At 62.4% G+C, this 17507-nt stretch carries 16 protein-coding genes; 8 read left to right on the top strand and 8 right to left on the bottom strand.

What is annotated here, in order from left to right; translation table 11 throughout:
• Positions 1 to 46: 46 nt before the first annotated feature.
• Complete coding sequence (locus tag NKI18_RS15380) at positions 47 to 1261, bottom strand: aq_1923 C-terminal domain (protein WP_352621039.1); 1215 nt, start codon at positions 1259 to 1261, stop codon at positions 47 to 49.
• A 371-nt stretch (positions 1262 to 1632) separates the two neighbouring features.
• Here NKI18_RS15380 and parC point away from each other — a divergent pair, with 371 nt between their 5' ends.
• Together parC and NKI18_RS15370 are read left to right on the top strand one after the other, a co-directional pair.
• The gene (gene parC, locus NKI18_RS15375) at positions 1633 to 3885 is read left to right on the top strand and encodes a DNA topoisomerase IV subunit A (protein ID WP_352621041.1); all 2253 of its coding nucleotides are present in this window, start codon (positions 1633 to 1635) and stop codon (positions 3883 to 3885) included.
• Positions 3886 to 4134: 249 nt separating this feature from the next.
• Positions 4135 to 5355 (top strand): AI-2E family transporter, encoded by a 1221-nt coding sequence (locus NKI18_RS15370; protein ID WP_352621043.1) that lies wholly within the window; start codon positions 4135 to 4137, stop codon positions 5353 to 5355.
• Here NKI18_RS15370 and NKI18_RS15365 read toward each other — a convergent pair.
• From NKI18_RS15365 to NKI18_RS15355, 3 genes are all read right to left on the bottom strand, one after another.
• On the bottom strand, positions 5343 to 6239 hold the full coding sequence (locus NKI18_RS15365) for a DMT family transporter (protein WP_352621045.1): 897 nt from the start codon (positions 6237 to 6239) through the stop codon (positions 5343 to 5345). The genes NKI18_RS15370 and NKI18_RS15365 overlap by 13 nt on opposite strands.
• 122 nt (positions 6240 to 6361) lie before the next feature.
• The gene (locus tag NKI18_RS15360) at positions 6362 to 7126 is read right to left on the bottom strand and encodes an arginyltransferase (RefSeq protein WP_352621047.1); all 765 of its coding nucleotides are present in this window, start codon (positions 7124 to 7126) and stop codon (positions 6362 to 6364) included.
• Between the two features lie 138 nt (positions 7127 to 7264).
• Positions 7265 to 7735: an RDD family protein gene (locus tag NKI18_RS15355; RefSeq protein WP_352449281.1), complete on the bottom strand. Its 471-nt coding sequence runs from the start codon at positions 7733 to 7735 to the stop codon at positions 7265 to 7267.
• A 211-nt stretch (positions 7736 to 7946) separates the two neighbouring features.
• Here NKI18_RS15355 and sthA point away from each other — a divergent pair, with 211 nt between their 5' ends.
• The 3 genes from sthA (at position 7947) to NKI18_RS15340 (ending at position 11143) form a co-directional block, all read left to right on the top strand.
• On the top strand, positions 7947 to 9335 hold the full coding sequence (gene sthA, locus NKI18_RS15350; RefSeq protein WP_352456568.1) for a Si-specific NAD(P)(+) transhydrogenase: 1389 nt from the start codon (positions 7947 to 7949) through the stop codon (positions 9333 to 9335).
• Positions 9336 to 9361: 26 nt separating this feature from the next.
• On the top strand, positions 9362 to 10693 hold the full coding sequence (locus NKI18_RS15345) for an MFS transporter (protein WP_353019975.1): 1332 nt from the start codon (positions 9362 to 9364) through the stop codon (positions 10691 to 10693).
• Positions 10694 to 10765: 72 nt separating this feature from the next.
• A complete protein-coding gene (locus tag NKI18_RS15340; protein ID WP_352621051.1) occupies positions 10766 to 11143 on the top strand; it encodes a VOC family protein in 378 nt (125 codons plus the stop codon).
• A 46-nt stretch (positions 11144 to 11189) separates the two neighbouring features.
• Here the strand turns inward: NKI18_RS15340 and NKI18_RS15335 are convergent, their stop codons facing one another.
• A complete protein-coding gene (locus NKI18_RS15335; protein ID WP_352621053.1) occupies positions 11190 to 11846 on the bottom strand; it encodes an alpha/beta hydrolase in 657 nt (218 codons plus the stop codon).
• A 215-nt stretch (positions 11847 to 12061) separates the two neighbouring features.
• Between NKI18_RS15335 and NKI18_RS15330 the strand changes: the two genes are divergently transcribed.
• Entirely contained in the window at positions 12062 to 13237 is a 1176-nt protein-coding gene (locus NKI18_RS15330; protein WP_352621055.1) for an OpgC family protein, read from the top strand.
• 22 nt (positions 13238 to 13259) lie between these two features.
• Here the strand turns inward: NKI18_RS15330 and NKI18_RS15325 are convergent, their stop codons facing one another.
• Positions 13260 to 14339, bottom strand: coding sequence for a LacI family DNA-binding transcriptional regulator (locus tag NKI18_RS15325; protein ID WP_352621057.1), 1080 nt, complete (start codon positions 14337 to 14339; stop codon positions 13260 to 13262).
• A 371-nt stretch (positions 14340 to 14710) separates the two neighbouring features.
• Here NKI18_RS15325 and NKI18_RS15320 point away from each other — a divergent pair, with 371 nt between their 5' ends.
• Positions 14711 to 14854 carry a hypothetical protein gene (locus NKI18_RS15320; RefSeq protein ID WP_023674473.1) on the top strand — a complete coding sequence of 48 codons (144 nt, stop codon included), beginning with the start codon at positions 14711 to 14713 and terminating at the stop codon, positions 14852 to 14854.
• 69 nt (positions 14855 to 14923) lie between these two features.
• Here the strand turns inward: NKI18_RS15320 and NKI18_RS15315 are convergent, their stop codons facing one another.
• Positions 14924 to 15295 (bottom strand): DUF423 domain-containing protein, encoded by a 372-nt coding sequence (locus tag NKI18_RS15315; RefSeq protein WP_023674474.1) that lies wholly within the window; start codon positions 15293 to 15295, stop codon positions 14924 to 14926.
• Positions 15296 to 15348: 53 nt separating this feature from the next.
• A complete protein-coding gene (locus NKI18_RS15310) occupies positions 15349 to 16608 on the bottom strand; it encodes a multidrug efflux MFS transporter (protein ID WP_352621059.1) in 1260 nt (419 codons plus the stop codon).
• 197 nt (positions 16609 to 16805) lie between these two features.
• On the opposite strand from NKI18_RS15310, the gene NKI18_RS15305 reads away from it, so the two are divergent.
• On the top strand, positions 16806 to 17468 hold the full coding sequence (locus NKI18_RS15305; RefSeq protein ID WP_352571474.1) for a GntR family transcriptional regulator: 663 nt from the start codon (positions 16806 to 16808) through the stop codon (positions 17466 to 17468).
• The last annotated feature ends 39 nt before the right edge of the window (positions 17469 to 17507 follow it).

Raw genomic sequence — 17507 nt, 5'->3', positions numbered from 1 at the left:
ATAAAAAAGCCCGGCATCGCTGCCGGGCTTTTGCTTGGAAGCTCGATCAGTCTTCGTTCGCCGTAACCGTCACGCCGAGCGTTTTCGGCAGGTCGAGCGGGTTGGACATGGCGCCCGCCATGATCAGCGCGAACGGCACCGCTGCCGGCGGCTCGGCCGAGACCTCGATGCTTTGCGGGTCGTCGAGGAACTTGTTGACCGCGGCCGAAACCTGCGCCGTCAGTTCCGGATTGTTGAGCTGCGCCATGCCGAATGGCACGATCGCCTTGGCCTGGTTGGCGATGTCCTTGCCGGACATGCCTTGCTGCTTGCCGGCATAATCGAGCACCTTTTTGGTCAGCGAATCGTCGTCGAAGCGGATCGAGGCGCTGTTGAACGAAAGCTGCTGCAGCAGCCCGAGCATGGCCATGCCTTGCGCCGAATTGTCGGCGCCTTCGGGCTGCGCTGCCATCTTCTTCTGCATCTCCTGCAGTGATTTGATGACGTCCAGCGTGTAGCCGCCGAGATCGAAGGTCATGCCGAGCGTGCCGGCATTGTCGACCGATATTTCGTATTTCGACAAGTCCATCCTGCCGTCGGTAGGCTGCCAGGTGCCTTCCATCTCAAGATTGCCTGTTATGTTCTGGTAGCCGAGCGCGTTGATGACTTCCTTGGACTTCGGATCTTCGACCAGGGTCAGGTCGGCAGCGAATTTTTCCGTAGTGCCGGAAAACGCCATGGCCTTGCCGTCGGCCGGTGGCGTGATTGCGATGGCAAGCCCGTCCATCGAGAAAGCAGTTTTGTCAGCCACTTTGACTGTCAAGTTGTCGAGCTCGGCCGATTTGTACATCATCAGCGAGCCCAGCGGACCGGTTGCGCCTTCGGCTGGAACGGTCATGTCGTGGATGACGAAGGGGCTGAGATTGAGCGTGACGCCATCTTCGCTGTGTTCGAACGGCGACGTCGATACGGTCGCGATTTGATAGCCGCCATTGGCTTCGGTCACACCTTCGAGCTTGACGTCGCCGATCTTGAGCGCTTCCTTTTCGGCCGCCGGTTTGACCGCTACGCCTTGCAGAACCATGCTGGAGGTGTCGCCGGTTACTCCGGTCCAGGAGAGGTCGACACCCTGCGCGGCGAGGGCAGCCTTCAGCCGGTCGGCGACCGCGGTATCCTGCGCGAACGCCGCATTCAGCGGCAGCGTCAGCAAAAAGGTCGAAAAAGCCAGTCTCTTAATAAGTGTCGGGTGTCTGTTAATAAGCGTCGAGTGTCTGATCGTCATCGAGAGCTCCCCTGAGAGTGTCCTGAAATTCTTTTCAAATCGTCGCGTCGTCACCATTCGGTGACGAACTGGACCGGAAAAAGGCGGGCCTCGGCACAATGGTCGAAAATCGCGGCCAAAGGCAAACCCGATCCATCAGCCCTGCGATAGAAGCAGGATGTAACGGATTGATGTTGGCCGGCGTCGCGACGCTTCCAATTCCTGTTGCATAATGGATGTCGCGCAAAAATGCGCAACGGTTTTGCGATAACGACATGCATCAAAACAAGGACCTAAAGCGTCGCATGGGCCGGTCGAACGCGATGCGCTTTAGGAGCACGCATACCGGTGTGCCTCTTGCCGCGAATCACCCGCTCGGCTAGTGCCAGCCCATGGGAAAAAGGCTTTTGCCGCCCGAGAGTGGCGGCGGCGACAATATTGAGCCGGTCGATCTGAAGAAGGCGCTGGAAGAGCGCTATCTCGCCTACGCGCTGTCGACCATCATGCACCGGGCACTGCCAGACGTGCGCGACGGGCTGAAGCCGGTGCATCGTCGCATCATGCATGCCATGCGCCTGTTGCGGCTTAACCCCGACCAGGGCTTTGCCAAATGCGCCCGCATTGTCGGCGAGGTGATGGGCAAATTCCATCCGCATGGCGACCAGTCGATCTACGACGCGTTGGTGCGGTTGGCGCAGGATTTTTCGATGCGCTACCCGCTGGTCGACGGGCAGGGCAATTTCGGCAATATCGACGGCGATAACGCCGCCGCCATGCGCTACACCGAAGCGCGCATGACCGAAGTGTCGACGCTGCTGCTGGAAGGCATCACCGAGGACGCCGTCGATTTCCGCCCGACCTACAACGAGGAAGACGAGGAGCCGGCCGTGTTGCCCGGCGCCTTCCCGAACCTGCTCGCCAACGGCTCGTCCGGCATCGCCGTCGGCATGGCGACCTCGATCCCGCCGCACAATGCGGCCGAGCTTTGCGATGCCGCGCTTCACCTGATCGATCATCCGGATGCGCCCGTCACCAAGCTGATGGATTTCGTGCAAGGTCCGGATTTCCCGACCGGCGGCATCATCGTCGACAGCCGAGCCTCGATCCTCGAAGCCTACGAAACGGGTCGCGGCGGCTTTCGCGTCAGGGCGAAATGGAGCCAGGAGGACCAGGGCAGGGGCACCTGGAACATAGTCGTCACCGAAATCCCTTACGGCGTCCAGAAGGCCAGGCTGATCGAAAAGATCGCCGAGCTCTTGATGGCGCGCAAGCTGCCGCTGCTCGAGGATATCCGCGACGAGAGCGCCGAGGACATCCGCGTCGTGCTGGTGCCGAAGAGCCGCTCGGTCGATCCCGGCATCATGATGGAATCGCTGTTCAAGCTGACCGAGCTCGAAAGCCGCTTTCCGCTCAACATGAACGTGTTGTCGCGCGGCAAGGTGCCGAACGTGCTGTCGCTGAAAGGTGTGCTCAAGGAATGGCTGGAGCACCGCCGCGACGTCCTGATCCGCCGCTCCAAGCACCGCCTCGGCGAGATCGAAAGGCGGCTGGAGATCCTCGCCGGCTATTTGATCGCCTACCTCAACATCGACGAGGTGATCAGGATCATCCGCGAGGAGGACGAGCCCAAGCAGGTGATGATGGCGCGCTGGTCACTGACCGACACCCAGGCTGAAGCCATCCTCAACATGCGGCTGAGGGCGCTGCGCAAGCTCGAGGAATTCGAAATCCGCGAGGAATTCAATGGCCTGACCGGCGAGAAGAAGCAGATCGAGGCACTGCTTGCGTCCGACGCCAAGCAGTGGGCGACGATCAAGTGGGAAGTCGCCAACGTTCGCCAGAAATACGGGCCCGACACCGAGATCGGCAAGCGCCGCACCGAGTTCGCCGACGCACCCGAGCATGACCTGACCGATATCGCCCACGCCATGATCGAGCGCGAGCCGGTCACCGTGGTCGTTTCGGAAAAGGGCTGGCTGAGGGCCATGAAAGGTCATCTGATCGACCATTCGGCCCTGACCTTCAAGGAAGGCGACAGCCTCAAGCTCGCCTTCCACGCCCAGACGACCGACAAGGTGCTGGTCTTCACCACCGGCGGCAAGTTCTACACGATCGGCGCCGACCGGCTGCCGGGTGGGCGTGGCCATGGCGAGCCGATCCGCATCATCGTCGACATGGACAACGACCAGGATATCGTCACTGCCTTCGTCCACGATCCCAAGCGCAAGCTGCTGCTGGTGTCGCATGACGGCAACGGTTTCATCGTGCCGGAAGAAGAAGTCGTCGCCAACACCCGCAAGGGCAAGCAGGTGATGAACGTCAAGGCGCCCGACGAAGCCCAGCGCTGCATAAGCGTCGCCGGCGACCATCTCGCCATTGTCGGCGAGAACCGCAAGATGCTGGTATTCCCGCTGGCCGAGATCCCGGAGATGGGGCGCGGCAAGGGCGTGCGCCTGCAGAAATACAAAGATGGCGGCGTCCTCGACCTCAAGACCTTCACGCTGGCAAGCGGCCTGTCCTGGCAGGATTCGGCAGACCGCACCTTCACCAAATCGCGTGACGAGCTTGCCGAATGGATCGGCGCCCGCGCCTCGGCCGGCCGCATGGTGCCGAAGGGGTTCCCGCGCACGGGCAAGTTCGGGTGAAGCGGTAATCTCCCCCTTGAGGGGGAGATGTCGCCGAAGGCGACAGAGGGGGTCGGAACGTCCAGACGCGACCCTTATCGCAGACAGAGGAGACTGGCGTCTCACGCGCGGCGACCCCCTCTGGCCTGCCGGCCATCTCCTCCTCAAGGGGGGAGATTAGCAGCTCCACCCAAACATTTGGAATGTCGTCACGATTGCTGCACTATATCAGGGCATAAGCGATAAGATCGGCCAGGGAGAGATAGCCGCTTGAAGGAAGTCAGGATCCAGAAGCCGGAGCGGCAGCAGCGTCTGTTTGGCCTGTCGACGCCGCTCAGGGCCGCTGTCATTCCGCCGCTGTCGGCGGCGCGCTGGCTCCTGGTGCTGATCGTTGCCGCCGGTGTTTATTTCTTCCACGGCTTCCTGTTCCCGGTTCTTGCCGCCCTAGTTATCGCCTTCGCCAGCTGGCCGCTCTATCGGCGGCTGCTCGCCGGCGTCGGCGGCAACCGCACCATCGCTGCGACGCTTGCGATCTTGTTCATCCTGACCTTCCTGGTGGTGCCGATCGCGCTTGCCGGCACCTACGCCATCAATGAGGTGCGCGAGTGGGTCAACTGGGCGATAGAGACCAACCGCTACGGTGCGCCGACGCCGCACTGGATCGCCACCATGCCCGTGGTGGGCGAATGGCTCAATGAACAATGGACGGTCAACGTTGGCCACCCCGGCGGTATCGGCGAACTGATCCAGCTGATCAGTGGCGCCAATATCGGCAGCATCTATCGCGGCGTGCTTGCCGCCGGCGGCAGCGCCTTCGGCCTTTTGCTGACGCTGTTATTCATGATGATCGCGCTGTTCTTCGCCTATCGCGACGGCGAGCATTTCGCCGGACAGGTCGATCGCCTCGGCGAACGCATCCTGCCGGCCAGATGGGAACGGATCTCACGCGTGGTGCCTGCGACAATCTCCTCGACGGTGACCGGCATGACCGTTATCGCCATCGGCGAAGGGCTGGTGCTGGGTATCGCTTACTGGCTGGCCGGCGTGCCGTCGCCGGTGACGCTCGGCGCGCTGACCGGCATCATGGCGCTGATCCCCGGCGGCGCACCGCTGTCCTTCACGCTGGTGTCGATCTATCTCGCCGCCAGCGGCTCGCCGATGGCGGGGCTGGCGCTGTTCATCTGGGGCGCGGTCGAACTCTTCATCGTCGACAAGACATTGCGCCCGAAGCTGGTCGGCGGGCCGATAAAGCTGCCCTTCCTGCCAACCTTTTTCGGCCTGATTGGCGGCGTCAAGACAATGGGCTTTCTCGGCCTGTTCATCGGCCCGGTGCTGATGGCCCTGCTGGTCGCAATCTGGCGCGAATGGCTGCGCGAAGTGGAACTGACCGATGAGCTCGCTGCCGCCGAACCGGCGGAGCACGATGACGCACCGCCGCAGATCGAAATTGTCGCCGGACGCGCCGCCGCGAAAAAGAATCAGGCCGGGTGACTGACGGCGAACGTGGCGCGGCGCTTGCGCCCCTCGTGCAACTGCCAGAGCGAATGGCCGATCAAGGTCATGATGAGGATCGCGCCGCCGATCAGGCTGTTGCGCGACGGTGTTTCGGCGAAGATCATCCACACCCAGACCGGCGCCAGCACGGTTTCAAGCAGGTAGAACATCGCCACCTCCGGCCCGGAGATGTATTTCGGGCCGTTGGCGAGGCAGAAGAACGAGATCGGCATGATGACGGCACCGTTGAAGACGATCCACCATGGCGCGTTGACGTGAAAACCCACCTTGGAAACCATCAGGGTGGCGACGGCCAGCGGCAGGACCACTCCGATCAGCGCCGTGAAACCCATATCCTTGCCGCTGGCGCGCGAGATGGTGATGGCCGCGGCGATCATGAAAGCCGAGCATAGCGCCATCAGGTCGCCGAAGAGATGTCCGGTTCCAACGGAATCGCCGACAATGATCGTCACGCCGACGATCATCAGTGCCAGCGCTGCAAGCGTCAGCGGCCGTGGCCTCTCCTTCAGGAACAGCCATGACAAAAGGGCCGCGAACATGGTTGTGAACGCCAGGATGAAAACGAGGTTGGCTGTCGAGGTATTGTAGACACCGGTGATGAAGGCGATCGAGCCGAGCCCGTAGAGGCCGGCAACGATGAGCCCTGACCAGCCCGGCACAAGCTGCGGTGCCTTTGCGCTCAGCGAGCGCCAGACGGCCCAGATGATAAGCGTGGCGACGAAGGTCGTGCCGGTGCGCAACAGCAGGATCGTCCACGCCTCGCCGTCGGCGAGCCGGATCAGCGGAATGTCGACGGTCAGCGTCAGCCCGCCGATGGCGGTGATCAGAAGGCCTCTCTGGTGGTCGTTGTGGGAAGACATGCGGCAATTCTCGCGTAGGCTTGGAGGCGCAAAATTGACCCGCCCGGTTTTCCAGCCGATCGGCCGGAAGCCCAGCGGCATCCTCCTCGAAACAATTTAAGAGTGAATACCGAAAGCGAAGATCAGCGCAAAACCGCTTCGTGATTGTAGCGTTCCCAGCCTTTCGGGCCGAGATGCTCCTGCGGCTGGAAGCGCATCTTATAATTCATCTTGCGCGAGCCGTTGACCCAGTAACCCAGGTAGACATGGGGCAGGCCCATCGCCCTGGCGCGGGCGATGTGGTCGAGGATCATGAAGGTGCCGAGCGAACGGTCCTCGAAATCCGGATTGAAGTAGGAATAGACCATCGACAGGCCATCGGCCATCTTGTCGGTGAGCGCCACGGCGATCAGCTCGCCCTGGCCCTTGCCGGTGATGAAGCTGTCAGGTCCGCGGCGACGGTATTCGATGACCTTGGTGTCGACATGGGTATCCTCGACCATCATGGCGTAGTCGAGCACGGTCATGTCTGACATGCCGCCACGGCGGTGGCGGGCGTCGAGATAGCTGCGGAACAGCGAATACTGCTCGGTGGAGGGCTCGGCGTCGTGCATGGCGCCGACCAGATCCGAATTATGCTGTATGACCCGTTTCATGTTGCGGCTGGCGGTGAATTCCTGCGCCAGGATGCGCACCGACACACAGGCGCGGCAGGTCTCGCAGGCCGGCCTGTAGGCGATGTTCTGCGACCGCCTGAAACCGCCCTGCGTCAAGAGATCGTTCATCTCGGGGGCCTTGTCGCCGACCAGGTGTGTGAACACCTTGCGCTCGAACTGGCCCTCGAGATAGGGACATGGCGAGGGCGCGGTCAGAAAGAACTGCGGCGACTGGGTCGGGTGCTGCGTCATCGAGCCTTGGAAACACTCCTGCGAATCGCTCTACCTTTGGCGCGGACGCCGAAAAATTCAACAGGATTGTGAAAGCCTGGTTGATTGGACGTCTTCACATTTGTGCGCAAAGGCTGCGGCCGCGCTTCAAAAGTCTGCTCAGCGGCCGCTGCGGCTGACGACGGTGCCGAGCAGCAGGTCGTGCAGCGTGCGCTTGCGGTCGGAAAACAGGCTCACCAGCAGGACCAGCGGCGAAAGGATGACATTGCCGGCCCAAAACAGCACCGAATGCACGACGGCGGTCAGCCCGTCGATGCGGCTGCCGTCGAGCCGGTCGAGCCGGATGCCCATCATCTTCATGCCGGTGGTGGCCTGGTCTTTACTGCCGAGCGTGTTCCAGATGTAGAGGATGGCGACGGCCGGCACGAGAATGGAAAACAGCATCCAGCCGAGGCCGAGCGTCAACAGCCCGAACAAGAACACCAGGATCGCGAATGGAATGGTGAGCAGCGCGACGATGAAATAGTCGATGACGAAAGCGAGAATGCGCCGCGTGCGCACGCCCTCATAAGAGCGGACATCTTCGAGCCTGCTGGTGATGATTTCGCCATCGAGAACGCGAGCGTTCATGTCATTTCCTCGTAATCGAACCCGAGTTAAGCACGGGGCCGCTTCTTGGTGAAATGGTGAATGTTCGCGGCGGAATCAAGATCGAGCCTTTCGCCGCCGTGTAGATGGCGACGGAGCGCCTGGGGCCGTCTGACTTGTTGAATTCATGGCGCGGATAGCGTTAGTTTGCTGCGGCGCAACAAAGCGCGCCGAGCCGAGGGGACGGGGCGACATGGACTACGACATGCTGGTCATCGGCAGCGGCCCATCCGGGCGCCGCGCTGCGGTGCAGTCGGCCAAGCTCGGCAAGTCGGTGCTGGTGGTCGACAGAGGCCGGCGTCTCGGCGGCGTTTCGGTGCATACCGGGACCATACCGTCGAAGACGTTGCGCGAGACGGTGCTCAACCTCTCCGGCTGGCGTGAGCGCGGCTTTTATGGACGCGGCTACCGCGTCAAGCAGGACATTTCGGTCGGCGATCTGGTCGAGCGCCTGCACAAGACGCTCGACCATGAGGTCGAGGTGCTGCAGCACCAGTTCATGCGCAACACGGTCAAGAGTGCGCGCGCCGCGGTAAAATTCCTCGGCCCCAACAAGGTCAGCCTGACCACCGACACCGGCGACTACAGCGAAGTTGGCTTCGCCCATGCGCTGATCGCGGTCGGCACCCGGCCGCACCGGCCGCACGACGTGCCGTTCGACAAAACACGGATTTTCGACAGCGATGAGATGCTGGAGCTCGACCGCCTGCCGCGCACGCTGACGGTGATCGGCGCCGGTGTTATCGGTGTCGAGTATGCGACGATCTTTTCGGCGCTCGACGTGCCGGTGACGCTGGTCGAGCCGCGCAATACGATGTTGGATTTCGTCGACCGCGAGATCGTCGACGACTTCATCCATCAGATGCGCGACCGCGGCATGACCATCCGCTTGGGCAGCGCCGTCAAGGAGATCGCCTCCAAACCCGATTATGCCGAGGTGATGCTGGCCGACGGCCGCACCATACGTTCCGAGATCGTGCTTTATGCTGCAGGGCGTACCGGCAATGTCGGCAGCCTGGGCTTGGAAACGGTCGGCATCGAGTCCGATTCCAGAGGCCGCATCAAGGTCGATCCGCAGACCTTCCAGACCAGCGCGTCCAACATCTATGCCGCCGGCGACGTCATCGGTTTTCCGAGCCTGGCATCGACCTCGATGGAGCAGGGCAGGGTGGCCGCCTGCCATGCCTTCGGCGTGCCCTTGCCGCCGCCGCCCGAAACCTTTCCCTACGGCATCTACGCCGTGCCGGAAATCTCCACGGTCGGGCAATCCGAGGAGCAGGTGCGTGAGAGTGGTGCCGCCTACGAGGTCGGCGTGGCGCGGTTCCGCGAGACATCGCGCGGCCACATCATGGGCGTCAACACCGGCTTCCTGAAGCTTCTGTTCTCGATCGAAACACGCCGTCTGCTCGGCGCCCATATTGTCGGCGAGGGCGCGACCGAACTCATCCACATTGGCCAGGCGGTCATCAATCTCGGCGGCACCGTCGACTTCTTCGTCAACAACACCTTCAACTATCCGACGCTGGCCGAAGCCTACAAGATCGCTGGGCTGGACGCCTGGAACCGCATGGGGCGGGCGTAGACCATGATCCCGAATCGAAGGACCGCGTGGGCATCGGTTTTGCTGCGCGGACCTTCGGGATGGGGGCAGGACACTCAGCAGTGGCGCATTGCAACCGACATGGTAGCCGTTGCGTTTCAGCCAAACGGATTGCCGAACAGGGCAAAGCAATGACTGGGGCAGCGCCAAGGGAAACCTTCGCCTGGATTTCCCGAAACACGGTGCTTCTGGCGCTGGCGAGCCTGTTTGCCGACATTTCGACCGAGATGCTTTATCCGATCCTTCCGATCTTCCTAACCCAGACTCTGCACGCAAGCGGGAGCGTCGTCGGTCTGGTCGACGGAATCGCCCAGGCGACGCAGAACATCGTCCAAGGTTTTTCGGGCTGGCTCTCGGACAGGCTTCAGAAGCGGAAACCGATAGCCCTCATTGGCTATTTTCTGGCCTCTATCGCCAAACCGCTGATCGGCGTGGCCACAGTGTGGCCGATGGTCCTGGGCGCGCGGTTTGTGGATCGGCTCGGTGCAGGTTTCCGGTCCGCTCCGCGCGACGCGCTCCTTGCTTCGTCCGTGGCCGACGAGCACCGAGGCAAAGCATTCGGCCTAGAAGGCATTGGCGACAATCTGGGAGCGTTTCTGGGGCCACTGCTCGCGGTGCTGCTTCTCATCGCGCTCAAAGTCGATATCCGCTGGATCTTCTATCTCGCGCTCATTCCCGGTCTCCTCGCCTTCCTCATGGTGGTGTTGGTGCACGAGCAGCCACTGGCCGTAGCCGCAAAGGCCAAGATCGACGTCAATCTGCGGCAGTTTCCCAAAGCCTATTGGACCTATCTCTTGGTGACAGCTCTCTTCGGCATCGGCAATTCGAGCAATGCATTTCTGATTCTGCAAACACAGGATATCGGTGCCTCTTTGGAGGCAACCATTCTTATCTACGCAGGCTTCAATCTCGTTGCGGCGCTGATTTCCTATCCGGCCGGCTTTCTATCGGACCGCTTCGGCCGCAAGGGCGTGTTACTGTCGTCCTTCGTTATCTTCCTGATCGCCTATCTCGGCTTCGTCTTGACCCGGAACATCTATCTGATCGGGCTGCTTTTTGCCTTCTACGGGTTCTATCAAGGCATCTTCCGCTCAGTCGGCAAGGCATTCGCCTCGGACTTCGTGCCGCAAGAGCTGCGTGCCAGCGGCATCGGCTGGTACAGCACCACGGTCGGCCTGCTGGAACTCGCGGCAAGCGTTGTCGCCGGACAGCTCTGGGATCGTGTAAGCCATGAGGCGGTGTTCATCTACGGCGCTGTCTTCGCCGTGGTCGGCAGTGCTGGTCTGCTTGCCCTGATTCCCTGGCGAACCGACGGTCATAGTGTGTCGGCGGCGTCGTAGTGCTGCCGGGGCGTTGCCGATGATGAGCAGCCTTTAATAAAACGTTCTACTCAAACCGAAAGGTCCCCGGTCATGACGCCCGTCAGTGTTCGCTATATTGTCGACGATGTCGCCGCTTCCATCGATTTCTACGTGAAGCATCTGGGCTTTGCCATTGAACGGGATGCGCGGCCGGCTTTCTGCTCGGTTACGCGCGGCGATCTGCGGCTTCTGCTGAGCGGGCCGGAGAGCTCGGGCGCACGGGCGATGCCGGATGGTCGCCGGCCGGTGCCAGGAGGGTGGAACCGCATCCTGCTGGTGGTGCCGGATCTGAAGCAAGAGGTTGCGCGCCTGAAGGGCGCCGGGCTCGCCTTCCGCAACGATATCATCAACGGCGTCGGCGGCTCGCAGACCCTGCTCGAAGACCCGTCCGGCAATGTGATCGAGCTATTCCAGCCCGCCGCACACTGACATTCGATGGTCGGGCCCGCGTCGTGCGTGCGCTCAATCCGCTCGTTCAGCGGTTGCCTGACCCCGCCAGCCACTGCTTGACGATCTCGGCGTCCGGATCGCCGATTTCATGGCCGGAGGCAATGGGGTGGGTTTCGACCTTGGCGCCATGCGAGCTCAGTAGAGCGGCCAACGCCGGCGCGAATGGCGCGTAGGTCAGGTCGGCGGCGCCGGCGACGATCAGAGCCCGCGCCTTCGACAGGTCGGCCGGCGGCACCTCGTCGAGCACCGGCATAGGACGCAGCAATGCAGCGCGCTCGATGAGGCCCGGATGCAGCAGCATGACGCTTGAAACCAAATTGGCGCCGTTCGAATAGCCGAGAAAGGTCGCGTGGCGGAGATCGAGGCTGTGGCGCTTCGCGACGCCGGCGACGAAGGCCGCAAACGCATCTGCCTCCGCGCGGATGCTTGCCTGCTCGAATCGCGTCGGGGTGATTCGCGTGAACCAACGGAACCCGTCCTCCTGAGGGATGCGGCCACGGACTGCAACCAGCGCCGCATGCGGCGCGATTTGCCGACCAAGCGGCAGCAAGGTCGTCTCGTCGACACCCGATCCATGCAACAGGAACAGCCAGTCACCGGGTAAATTGGCGGATCGATGGAGCCGGTAGAAAAAGCCTGAATTCTCCTGCAAAATACCGTCTTCGAGGCTTTGCTCGGCCATAGTCACATCCTTTTGATTCCGCGTTACTTTCGTTAATTTGCCGGCTTCAAAACGGAATATTTTCAAGCTCCGCGAAAGTTGATTGAACCGGGCGCATTTCAGTCCGTTTCTTTGCCGATATAATCCCCGCGGGGGGATCGAAGCAGTGTGCGCCGGGTGGTCGCCCGAGGGATCGCATGCCGGGCATGAACAACCAGCTTTAAGGCCTTTTATCGATGACCATGCCAGTTTCGCCGGAACGCGATACGCGTATTGATGTGTTCCGGGCTCTCGCCCTCCTGACCATATTCGTCGACCACGTGCCGGGCACCGTGTTCGAAACCCTGACCTACAAGAATTTCGGGTTTTCAGATGCGGCCGAGGCCTTCGTGCTGATCTCCGGCATGTCCGTCGCTCTCGCCTACGGCACTAAGTTCCAGCCGGGAAACCGGCTGATTGCAACGCTGAAAATGTGGCGCCGCGCCGGCGTGCTCTATGTCACCCACATCGTCACGACGATGGTGGTCATGGCCATCTTCTGCGCGGCGGCGGTGTTTGCGAAACGGCCGGACCTTCTGACGCTGATCAACATCGAGCCGCTCGTCAGGAACCCGCCACAAGTCCTGGTTGGCATCGTCACGCTCGGCCATCAGCTCGGTTACAACAACATACTGCCGGTCTATGCGGCGCTGCTGTTGATGGCGCCGGTCTTCCTGCTGTTCATCAGCTACAGGCCACTGGCCGCGCTTGCAGTATCCGCAGCCCTTTGGCTGGTTGCCGGAATCTACCAGATCGCGCCGCCGAACTACCCGGAGCCCGGCTTCTGGTTCCTCAATCCGCTGTCATGGCAATTGCTGTTCAATATCGGCATGGCCAGCGTGTTGCATGTGCGGCGCGGCGGCACCATCCCTGTCAATCGCTGGCTGGTCGGCGCGGCCGCCGCCTATGTGCTGACGGCGCTCGTCTGGGTGCACAGCCCGCTGTGGGGGCATGTGTCGTGGCTCGACCTGCCGGTGGTGCTGACCGGTTTCGACAAGACGTTCCTGTCGTTGCCGCGGCTGCTGCACATCCTGGCGATAAGCTATCTGGTCGTCGCCTTGCCCTTCGTCTCGACCCTGTTCCGCACCGGCCGCGACAATCCGCTCGCCATATTGGGCAAACGCTCGCTGCCGGTTTTCATTGCCGGCACGGTGATTGCCATGGCGGCGCAGGTGATGAAGCTGGTCAACCCGGGCGGCTTTGCCTATGACAGTCTGCTGCTCGCCGCCGGCATCGCCATGCAGTTCGCGCTCGCCTTCTATCTGGAATGGCTGTCCGCCATCGGCTGGTCCGGCAAGGGCAAGCCGGTCCGCAACGAGGCGCCGCCTGTCCGTCCATCCTTTGGCATCGGTCCCATGGCGGCCAATAGATAAGATTTGGAGCCGATCTGCCCAGTCAGCCTGTACCTGGCGGCGGTCCGGAAGATGCCCTGACGACAAGTTCGACATCGAGCGTTTCTCGCCGCACCGTGCCGTCGAAGTCGAGGATTCTTCGCGCTGCCCGGCGGCCGATCTCGGCGATCGGCTGGGCGATGGTGGTGAGCGGAGGCTCGCAAATTGCGGCTTCAGGCACGCCGTCGAAGCCGACGACGGAAACATCGCGGGGAACCGCGATGCCCCGTGCGTTGAGCCATTCCAATGCGACCATCGCGATCCGGTCCGACATCGCCAGGATGGCGGTCGGCGGTTCCGCCGAGGCGAAGATGGTTTCGAGACCAGCCCTTGTGCTCGCCCTGTCGTTTTCGGTCTCGTAGACCGGCACTTTGGCGGTGTCGACACCAAACCGGGAAAGCTCTTCGAAATAGCCGAGGAGGCGGTCACGGGTCCCGGTATAGGACGCCGTCCGGACCTGCTCGGGCGAGACAAGACCAGTGCTGTCGTCGGCGAAGGCCAGCGACAACACGGCGAAGCGGCGATGTCCAAGTTCCGCCAGATGACGCGCCGCGAGCCGGCCGCCGGCAGCATTGTCGATACTGATAGCCGAGACCGTGTCGTCCTGCGAGCCGAGCTCGAGCGCGACGAAGGGGAGCTTGCGTTCGCGCGTCAGCTCGACGAGGCGCGGACCGCCCTCGATGCAGAACAGGATGAAGCCGTCGACCAGGGCGCTCTGGATATTCCAGGCAAGTTTTTCCTCGTTGCCGGCCGACACGAGGGCTATTCCCGCGCCGGTGGCGTCGCATGCCTCCGAGATGCCGGCCATCATCACGCGCGCAAAGGGGTCGTCGAAGAAATAGGACAGCGGCTCGGTTGTGGCGACGCCGATCGCATTGACCTTGCCGGCGCGCAGCAGGCGGCCCTTTGGATCGGGGCCGGCGTAGCCCAGCGCGTCGGCCGCCGCCTTGACCCGCTCGCGGACTTCCTCGCGGACGATTTCGGGACGGCTGAAGACATTGGAGGCAGTGCCGTGTGATACGCCCGCGGCTTTGGCGATGTCCGCCAGCCGGATGGGCCTCCTGCCTTCGGTGAGTGATGCCATTTGTTTGTCTCCGGGACTCTGGTCCAACAGTATCGCCGAATACCTAACACCTTCGTTGGATCGATTCAAATTTTTGCTTGACACTTGTGGTGCGATGCGTATTCTTTGAATCGATCCAAGAGCGTTTTTCGTCCCCAGATTGGATCGATACAAGAGGAGAGCGCCATGCACCCCGTCAATTATCTGTTCGAGGACATTTACCGGAACGACTGGAGCATCCGTTCGAGCGCGGAGGCCCGGAAGCGGCGAGACAGGACCGGTCCGTGGATTCGCGACCTGGGTTTCCTCGTAGGACGCAAGCGGAGCTGATCGGTGGCCTATTTTTATGCCCGCTGATTGGATCGATTCAAAAAACTAGAGGAGATTAAACCATGCACCCGATCAAGCATCTGTTCGAAGACATCTATCGCAATTATTGGGGCATCTCGCCGGCCACCGAACGGCCGGAGCGGCGGCGTGTAGTCAAGACGACCAACAGCGATGGCCAAGTCCGGCCCGAACGTCCGCGAGACTGAGCTGGCAAGACAGAGCTCGTGGATCGAGGGCGGCTGGCGAAGGAGCAGCGGCCGCCACTGGTTGCCGCATCAATGGCGGCGCGGGCGCACCAGCGCCGAGGCGGCCATCATCAGCCAGCCGCCGATGAGCAACGTGCCGCCGATCGGCGCCGACATCGGGAACAGCCGCGAGCCAAGGAAGTCGCGGGCCAAAAGATCTCCCGAGAATAGCAGAAGCCCAACGAGAAGGATGAGGCTTCCGGTTCGCAGGATGCTATTGCCACCGAGCAGCCCGACGGTAAGGAAGACCGGCGCATGCAAGAGCAGGAAGGATGCGGCCGTACCGACGAAAGCGCCGCCGAGATGTGCCGCCGCCGCCGAAAGCGCCACGCCGGTTGCGCCGCATAGGCCGCCGGCAAGAACCAGAATGCGGCCGCCTGCCGCGTGTTCATCCGTGCTCATTTCCACGCCTCCGTGATTCCTGGCGACCGCCTGAGATAGTGCCGCGAACCGTGTCAGGATTTGCCGGCTTCCGCCAGCATGTCGCGTTCGCGGCGCGACTGGACCAGCCAGTTATAGGCCGCTCCGCCCGCCATCAGAATGGATGTGCCGAGAAACACCGAGCGCATACCGAAATGGCCGCCGGCGAAGCCGCCGAGCAACGGTCCGGCGACCTGCCCGACATATTGCGCCGAGATCGACAAGCCCAGCACGTTGCCGCCGACCCCGTCGGGCACATTGTGGCGGATGACGCTGGTGATGCAGGGCAAAAGACCGCCAAGCGCCAGGCCCATCAGGAAACGCAGGCCGACGAGTTGCCAGCCCTGGGTAACGAAGGCCTGCGGGATCAGCAGCAGCGCCGAGACGGCGAGTGCGGCTACGATGACGTTCCAGTGGCCGATACGGTCGGCGAGCTTGCCGAGCCGCGACGCCGACAGAATGGCGCCGAGCGCTGCCGCGGACATGACGATGCCGGAGACCAGCGTGACCTGGCTCTGATCTTCGATGAGCTGCTGGACATAGACGGTGATGATCGGCTCGATCGACATGGTGGCGAAACTCAACAGCATGCCGGTCGCCAGCATGGCGACGACGGGGCGCTTGTCGGGAATCTGCGACCAGCCGTCTTTCACTTTTTCTTCTGACGCGGCCTTGGCGGCAACCGGGCGAGGGGCCTCCTTGATCAGCAAGGTGGTTGCCAGAAAAGCCAGGAAAATGACGCCGCCGGCGAGCAGGAATGTGGCGCGGATGCCAATCAGCGGCGGCAGCGCGCCGCCAAGCAGCGGACCGACCAGGGCACCGGCCGTGATTCCGGCCGACAGCACGCCCAGCGCCCAGCCGGAGCGATCCTTCGGCGTCTGCATGGCAACCAGGATGGTCGAGCCCGAAGAATAGCCGCCGGCAAAGCCGATCAGCAGGCGCAAGAGCACCAATTGCCAGACGGTCTGCACCATGCCGGTCAGCGACATACACAGCGCCATGCCGAAACTGGCTCGCACCAGCATCAGTTTGCGGCCGTAGCGGTCGCCTAGCCGCCCCCACAGGGGCGCGACCAGCGCGGCAGCAAGGAAGGTGGCGCCGTAGGCGATGCCCGACCACTGCACGATCGCCGCATGGCCCTCGGCGCCCAGCTGCTCGATGTAAAGCGGCAGGAAGGGCAACAGCAGCGTCATCGCTACAAGCGTGCTGAACGAGCCGGCAAAACACACGGCGAGATTGCGGCGCCAGTGGACGTTGTGCGTGCCTTGCATGGCGAGGGCGGCGTCTTGCGGCATGTCATGTCCTGTCCGGCCAGCTTGCATGAAACTTGCTACGGATACCAATTTGGGATACCAAGCTGGTATCTGTCATGAACGCAAGCCCCGTCGCTGTCAATGCGGGCCTCTCAAACATGATCGACAAAGGCCGGCGTGATCGGCCAACGCCGGCCAGTGATCCGATTGCCGGAACAAATGACCTGAACGGAACGCCAATGTCGCAGATGCAGAACGTCGAAAAGCAGCTTCGCGAGATGATCCTCGGGCTCGAGATCGGTCCCGGCGAGCGGCTGACGGAGCGCTGGGTCGAAAGCCGCTTCGGCGCATCGCGCACGCCGGTCAGGGCGGCATTGCTGCGGCTCGAGACTGAAGGCCTGATCTGCCGCGACGGCCGCGGCTGGACGGTCTCGCCAATCAATCTTGCCGAGCTGGAGCAGATCGCCGTCTATCGCGAGGCGGTCGAGGTCGCGGCACTTAGACTAACTTGCACCTTGCAGGACAGAAGTGCCGTCGAAATCATCGAGGCGATGCTCGATTCTTGCGACGACAAGACGCCGCGCGAGGAATGGCATCGCGTCGGCAGGGATTTTCATATCGAGTTGGCGCGTCTATCCGGCAACGAGTTCCTGTTCAGAGCGGTTCGCGACGTGATGACACGCCTGTCGCGCGCCCGCTGGCTCGAGGTTCGCGACGAGGCAGCGCTCGGCCGTGCCTGGGCCGAACACCATGCCATTCTGTCGGCGGTGCGGGCCGGCGATGCCGATAGCGCCGCCCGCCTGCTTTCGGCCCATATCATCGGCAGCCGCGACCGGCTGGTGACGTCGCTGCGCAACGACCGGCGCGGCCTGCGCGCCCGGGGATTTGCCGTCGTCGCTTGAGTGAGGGTCGGCTGCCATTGATCACGAAAAGCACAGATG

It is taken from the genome of Mesorhizobium sp. M0800 (assembly GCF_040320095.1).
Classification (GTDB): Bacteria; Pseudomonadota; Alphaproteobacteria; order Rhizobiales; family Rhizobiaceae; genus Mesorhizobium.
This window is presented reverse-complemented; position numbering and strand designations above follow the sequence as displayed.

Bases quoted from the DNA above. Each gene is read 5' to 3' on its own strand.
- NKI18_RS15315 (WP_023674474.1), bottom strand. From the start codon at position 15,295: ATGAGCACGGATGAACACGCGGCAGGCGGCCGCATTCTGGTTCTTGCC.
- NKI18_RS15355 (WP_352449281.1), bottom strand. From the start codon at position 7,735: ATGAACGCTCGCGTTCTCGATGGCGAAATCATCACCAGCAGGCTCGAA.
- NKI18_RS15310 (WP_352621059.1), bottom strand. From the start codon at position 16,608: ATGCCGCAAGACGCCGCCCTCGCCATGCAAGGCACGCACAACGTCCAC.
- NKI18_RS15380 (WP_352621039.1), bottom strand. From the start codon at position 1,261: ATGACGATCAGACACTCGACGCTTATTAACAGACACCCGACACTTATT.
- NKI18_RS15305 (WP_352571474.1), top strand. From the start codon at position 16,806: ATGTCGCAGATGCAGAACGTCGAAAAGCAGCTTCGCGAGATGATCCTC.
- sthA (WP_352456568.1), top strand. From the start codon at position 7,947: ATGGACTACGACATGCTGGTCATCGGCAGCGGCCCATCCGGGCGCCGC.
- NKI18_RS15360 (WP_352621047.1), bottom strand. From the start codon at position 7,126: ATGACGCAGCACCCGACCCAGTCGCCGCAGTTCTTTCTGACCGCGCCC.
- NKI18_RS15325 (WP_352621057.1), bottom strand. From the start codon at position 14,339: ATGGCATCACTCACCGAAGGCAGGAGGCCCATCCGGCTGGCGGACATC.
- NKI18_RS15320 (WP_023674473.1), top strand. From the start codon at position 14,711: ATGCACCCGATCAAGCATCTGTTCGAAGACATCTATCGCAATTATTGG.
- NKI18_RS15330 (WP_352621055.1), top strand. From the start codon at position 12,062: ATGACCATGCCAGTTTCGCCGGAACGCGATACGCGTATTGATGTGTTC.
- NKI18_RS15365 (WP_352621045.1), bottom strand. From the start codon at position 6,239: ATGTCTTCCCACAACGACCACCAGAGAGGCCTTCTGATCACCGCCATC.
- NKI18_RS15340 (WP_352621051.1), top strand. From the start codon at position 10,766: ATGACGCCCGTCAGTGTTCGCTATATTGTCGACGATGTCGCCGCTTCC.
- NKI18_RS15335 (WP_352621053.1), bottom strand. From the start codon at position 11,846: ATGGCCGAGCAAAGCCTCGAAGACGGTATTTTGCAGGAGAATTCAGGC.
- parC (WP_352621041.1), top strand. From the start codon at position 1,633: ATGGGAAAAAGGCTTTTGCCGCCCGAGAGTGGCGGCGGCGACAATATT.